The sequence below is a fragment of the Kitasatospora sp. NPDC001261 genome, from assembly GCF_042896795.1.
Taxonomy (GTDB): Bacteria; Actinomycetota; Actinomycetes; order Streptomycetales; family Streptomycetaceae; genus Kitasatospora.
Genome location: NZ_JBIAXP010000005.1, coordinates 245,405 through 250,212 on the forward strand (window position 1 = coordinate 245,405; position 4,808 = coordinate 250,212).

At 72.8% G+C, this 4,808-nt stretch carries 3 protein-coding genes; 2 read left to right on the plus strand and 1 reads right to left on the minus strand.

What is annotated here, in order from left to right; translation table 11 throughout:
- Positions 1 to 174: 174 nt before the first annotated feature.
- Positions 175 to 1,995, minus strand: coding sequence for a 2-isopropylmalate synthase (locus ACFY4B_RS09150; RefSeq protein WP_387826818.1), 1,821 nt, complete (start codon positions 1,993 to 1,995; stop codon positions 175 to 177).
- Between the two features lie 501 nt (positions 1,996 to 2,496).
- Between ACFY4B_RS09150 and ACFY4B_RS09155 the strand changes: the two genes are divergently transcribed.
- Complete coding sequence (locus tag ACFY4B_RS09155; RefSeq protein WP_158077755.1) at positions 2,497 to 3,591, plus strand: sensor histidine kinase; 1,095 nt, start codon at positions 2,497 to 2,499, stop codon at positions 3,589 to 3,591.
- Positions 3,563 to 4,264 (plus strand): response regulator transcription factor, encoded by a 702-nt coding sequence (locus ACFY4B_RS09160; protein ID WP_049659142.1) that lies wholly within the window; start codon positions 3,563 to 3,565, stop codon positions 4,262 to 4,264. The genes ACFY4B_RS09155 and ACFY4B_RS09160 overlap by 29 nt, the downstream gene beginning before the upstream one ends.
- Positions 4,265 to 4,808: the final 544 nt, after the last annotated feature.

The following is a 4,808-nucleotide window of genomic DNA, read 5'->3' on the forward strand; positions in this document are numbered from 1 at the left end:
CTTTCTCTCGTGCGTACGTGCGGTGTGGGTGGGGGAACCGGCTGCGTGGGACTCAGCGGTGCTCGGTGCTGCTCGGGTGGTGCTGGGTGGTGCTCGGTGCTGCTCCGGGGCTCCCGGTGGTGCCCCGTCGGTGGGTCTGTGGTGGGCCCAGCTGGTGTTCGGGCTCAGCGGTGCTCAGCGGCGCTCGGCGGGGAGCGGGGCGGCGCCCTGGGCCCGGGCCCGCTCCGGTGCGGGCGGGTCCGGTTCGGCCGGGCCCTGGCCGGCCCGGGCGGCGGCGGCCCGGATCGCGGAGAAGGCGGCGGCGTGCAGGCCCGGGCCCCGGCCGAAGCCCCAGGCCGGCCCGTCGGGAAAGGCGCAGCGGGCGTAGACGGCGGCCTCCCGCCCCGGGTCCGCGGACTTGCCCTCGGGGCCGGTGTGCCGGACGTCCCGGACCTCGACGCCCCAGGGCGCCAGGGTCGCGCCGAGGCTGCGCACCTCCTCCGCGCGGACCGTGCCGTCCGCGCTGGCGGGGCCGGCCCCGTCGACGAACAGCTCGGTGGGGACCGGCGCGTGGCGTACGGCCAGCGGCTTGGTCTCGTCCGCGGTGGACCGGTACTCCCGCTCGAAGAGCCGGCCGATCCGGTCCGGCGCGACCTCGGCGCCGGTGGCCTCGGCGACCGCCTGCACGGTGCGGGCGAACTCGATCTGCAGCCCGCGCGGCAGGTCCAGGCCGTGCCGGGCGCTCATGACGTGGGCGACGCCGCCCTTGCCGGACTGGCTGTTCACCCGGACCACCGCCTCGTAGCCGAGGCCGAGGTCCTGCGGGTCGATCGGCAGGTACGGCATCCGCCAGGCGCGGTCGCGCGGGCTCTCGCCGGCGGCGGCGGCCTCGGCCTCCAGGGCGGCGAAGCCCTTCCTGATGGCGTCCTGGTGCGTGCCGGAGAAGGCGGTGTGGACCAGTTCGCCGCCGTAGGGGTGGCGGGGGGAGACCGGCAGTCCGGAGCAGTGCTCGACGGTGCGGCGCACCCGGTCGATGTCGGAGAAGTCGATGCCCGGGTCGACGCCCTGGGTCAGCAGGTTGAGGCCGAGGGTGACCAGGCAGACGTTGCCGGCCCGCTCCCCGCCGCCGAACAGGCAGCCCTCGACCCGCTTCGCCCCGGCCAGCAGGGCCAGTTCGGTGGCGGCCACCCCGGTGCCCCGGTCGTTGTGCGGGTGGATCGACAGGCAGCGGTGCTCGGGACGGGAGAGGGTGCGGTCCAGCCACTCGATCTGGTCGGCGAACACGTGCGGCATCGAACGCTCGACCGTGGCCGGGAAGTTCAGCACGATCTCGCGGCCCGGGCCGGGCTCCCAGAGGTCCATCACCGCCTCGCAGACCTCGACGGCGAACTCCGGCTCGGTCTCGTTGAACAGCTCCGGGGAGTACTGGTAGCCGACCTCGCAGTCGCCCAGCAGCCGCTCGGTGTGCCGCATCATCGACCGGGTGCCGCGCAGGGCGAGGTCGACGCACTCCGGCCGGCCGATCCCGAGGACGAGGTCGCGGAAGAGCGGCGCGGTCGCGTTGTACACGTGGACGGTGGCGGCGCGGGCGCCGCGCAGGCTCTCCACGGTCCGTTCGATCAGCTCGTCGCGGGCCGGCACCAGCACCGAGACGCGGACGTCCTCGGGTATCCGGTCCTGCTCGATCAGCATCCTGACGAAGTCGTACTCGTCCTGGCTGGCGACCGGGAAGCCGACCTCGATCTCCCGGTAGCCCATCGCCACCAGGAGGTCGAACATGGCGAGCTTGCGGGCCGGCGTCATCGGGCGGGCCAGCGCCTGGTTCCCGTCCCGCAGGTCCGTGGAGAGCCAGCGCGGCGCCGCCGTGGGGGTCCGGTCCGGCCAGGTGCGGTCGGGCAGGGTCATCGGGACGAACGCCTGGTAGCGCCGGGGCAGCCGGTCAGCCTTCACGGTCTGGTTCCTCACAACTGTTTCTTGTTGCGAACATGCGGGAAGTACTGGTCTTGTTGCGGACATGCACGGAGTGATGCTCTTGTTGCGGACATGCAGGAAGTACCGGTCGATTGCGGACGTCCTGTGAACGTCACGCTAGAGAGCCGCCGTAGTCCCGGACAACGGTCTCGCCGGCGCTGTCGGCCCATCCGCGCCGGAGGGATGAGCGGGGGGTATCGAAGGGAGTAGTGGCCACTCCACCCCCGGGCCACTCCGCTCCGGCCCCGGTACCACCGGCGGTCCCTCCGCCCGCGCCCGGCCGGGTGGCGGCCGGCACGACGGGACGACTTCCGGCCACTCCGCCGTCCACTTCTTCACGGCGCGGCCGACCCCCCCTTTGTCACCGGTCCCGGCATTCCGGCCACGCCTTTGAACTAGTTGAAGATTCGAACACGCTCGACCGGCGAGGGGTGCTCCCGGAGGCCATCTTCACGCCCTCGAATTCGCACGGCGTTCTGGTATCTTGACCCCGCTTGGCCAAGGCGACACGGGGGCCGGCACGTGACCGGTTTGGAGAAGGCAGCCTTGACGACTCGCCAACAGGTGGCGGACCTGATCGAACAACGCACGCCCGAGATAGTCGAGGCCTACGAGGCCTCGCTCCGGGCGGCCGGCAACGCCATCGCGCAGAGCCCGGCCTCGCTGGACCAGGCCCTGGCCACCGCCCGTCAGATCGTCGCCGACGTGGTCACCAGCCTGCGCGTGGGGCAGGTCGAGGTCGACCAGACGTGCAAGCTGCTGGCCTGGGACGTCGGCGCGACACGCGCGGCGGACGGGGTCCACCCCCGGGAATCCGTCCAGGCCTCCTCGGCCTTCTTCCACGCGGCGCTGTCGACGATATTCAGCCACCTTCCGCCCGGATCGAGACAAGTCGACACCCTCACCCTGATCACCCTCGCGCTGGAGCGCGGTGTCGCCCTGCGGATCCGCGAGTCGGTGGCCGCGTACACCGGGTTACTCGTCGACAAGATCCACGAGGCGCAGCTCGACGAGCGGCGCCGGATCGCCCGCGAGCTCCACGACCGGATCGGGCACGGCATGAGCGTGACCCACCGCCAGCTGGAGCTCTACACCCTCTACCTGGACAAGCAGCCGGACCGGGCGAGCGTCAAGCTGGCCACCGCCCAGCAGGCCATCCAGGAGTCGATGCACCACCTGCGCGCGGTCACCTCCGACCTGCACACCCGCCAGCCGTTGAAGAGCCTGGAGAAGGCCCTGCTCAACGACCTGGAGTCGCTGGGCCCCGACGGCGTGGCCGCCCGGCTCCGGGTGAACGGGGACGAGGCCTGGGCTCCGCCGGAGGTGCTCGACGAGGTGTTCCTGATCCTCCGCGAGGGCGTCCGCAACTCCCTGCGCCACGCCCGGGCCACGGTGCTGCTGGTGAACGTCGAGATCACCCCCAACGAGCTCCGCGCCACCGTCGAGGACGACGGCTGCGGGCTGCCGCAGGAGCGGCCGGCCGACGCCGGCGTCGGCCTGTCCTCGATGCGCGAGCGGGCCGAACTGCTCGGCGGCCGACTGCTGGTCAACGGCCGTCCGGACAACGGCACCAGGGTGGATCTCTCGGTACCTCTCAAAGGACGGCTCCTCGATGAACCCGCGCGACGCCGTAGCTGCTGACCCCGCGTCCGCCACCACCCGCGTCGCCTTGGTCGACGACCACGCGCTGGTCCGCGAGGGGGTGCGCGAGATCCTGGAGTCGCAGGACGACATGGTGGTGGTGAGCGAGGCCGCCAACAGCGGCGACGCCATCGCCCAGGTCGCCCGGCACCGGCCGGACGTCGTCCTGCTGGACGTCGAACTCCCCGACGGCGAGCCCACCGACACCGTCACCAGGATGCGGGCGCTCTCGCCGTCCTCGCAGATCATCATGCTGTCCATGTACGACGGCCCCCAGTTGCTCCGACGGCTCATCAACGCCGGCATCCGGGGCTACCTGCTGAAGAGCGTGTGCGGCGACGAACTGCTCGCGGCGGTCCGCAGCGTCCACCGCGGCTCGGACCGGATGGTCCTGGCCGTCTCCCGGGACAGCCTGGCCCGGATGCAGGGCATCACCGAGAACGTGCTGTCCGCCCGGGAGCTGGAGATCCTGGAGCTGGTCGCGCAGGCGCTGAGCAACGGCCAGATCTCCACCCGGCTGACGATCACCGAAGCCACCGTCAAACGCCATCTGCGCAACGTCTTCGCCAAGCTCGGCGCGGTCTCCCGGATCGACGCCGTGAACAAGGCGATCGCCGCCTCCCTGATCGCGCCCCCGCACGACCAGTCCTGCCACCGCCACCGGGCGGGCTGAGACCTCCTCCGCACGCTCCTTCCCGACTCCCCCGCGCGGCCGGCCGGCACCCCGCCCGGCGCGCCGCCCCGCGCAACCGGTCGGCCCGGGCGCACCGGTCGGCCCGGTCGGCCCGGTTCCAAGCCTCGCCGCGGCCGGCCGGGGCCTCAACCCCTGCCGACCACCTACCGCCCCTGCACCCCGACGGCCGGACCCGCGCCCCACCCCACCGGTGCTCCCGCCCTTCGCCGCCGAAGCGCCGGTCCGTACCGGCATGCGGAGGCCGGGGAAACGGGGGGGGAATTCAGGGCCGGAGCGGATTCGACGGCCATGAGGAACTTCTCCCCGCATCCACCGCCAGTGGTGGCCACCACCCGCCCGTGCGACGGCAGGTGACGACGCCTCAAGGTCAAGGACAGCCCTTCGGGGGCCAAAGCCGGCACCAAGGTACGGAACTTCCGCCCGCCCGGCAATGTCGACGGCCACCACACCGCCGGGCGGGCAGATGGTGCCGGCCCCCGGGGGCGGGACGGCCGGGGCCGTCCCGCCGTTCCCACGGCCCCCG

Bases quoted from the DNA above. Each gene is read 5' to 3' on its own strand.
- ACFY4B_RS09150 (WP_387826818.1), bottom strand. From the start codon at position 1,995: ATGTCCGCAACAAGACCAGTACTTCCCGCATGTTCGCAACAAGAAACA.
- ACFY4B_RS09160 (WP_049659142.1), top strand. From the start codon at position 3,563: ATGAACCCGCGCGACGCCGTAGCTGCTGACCCCGCGTCCGCCACCACC.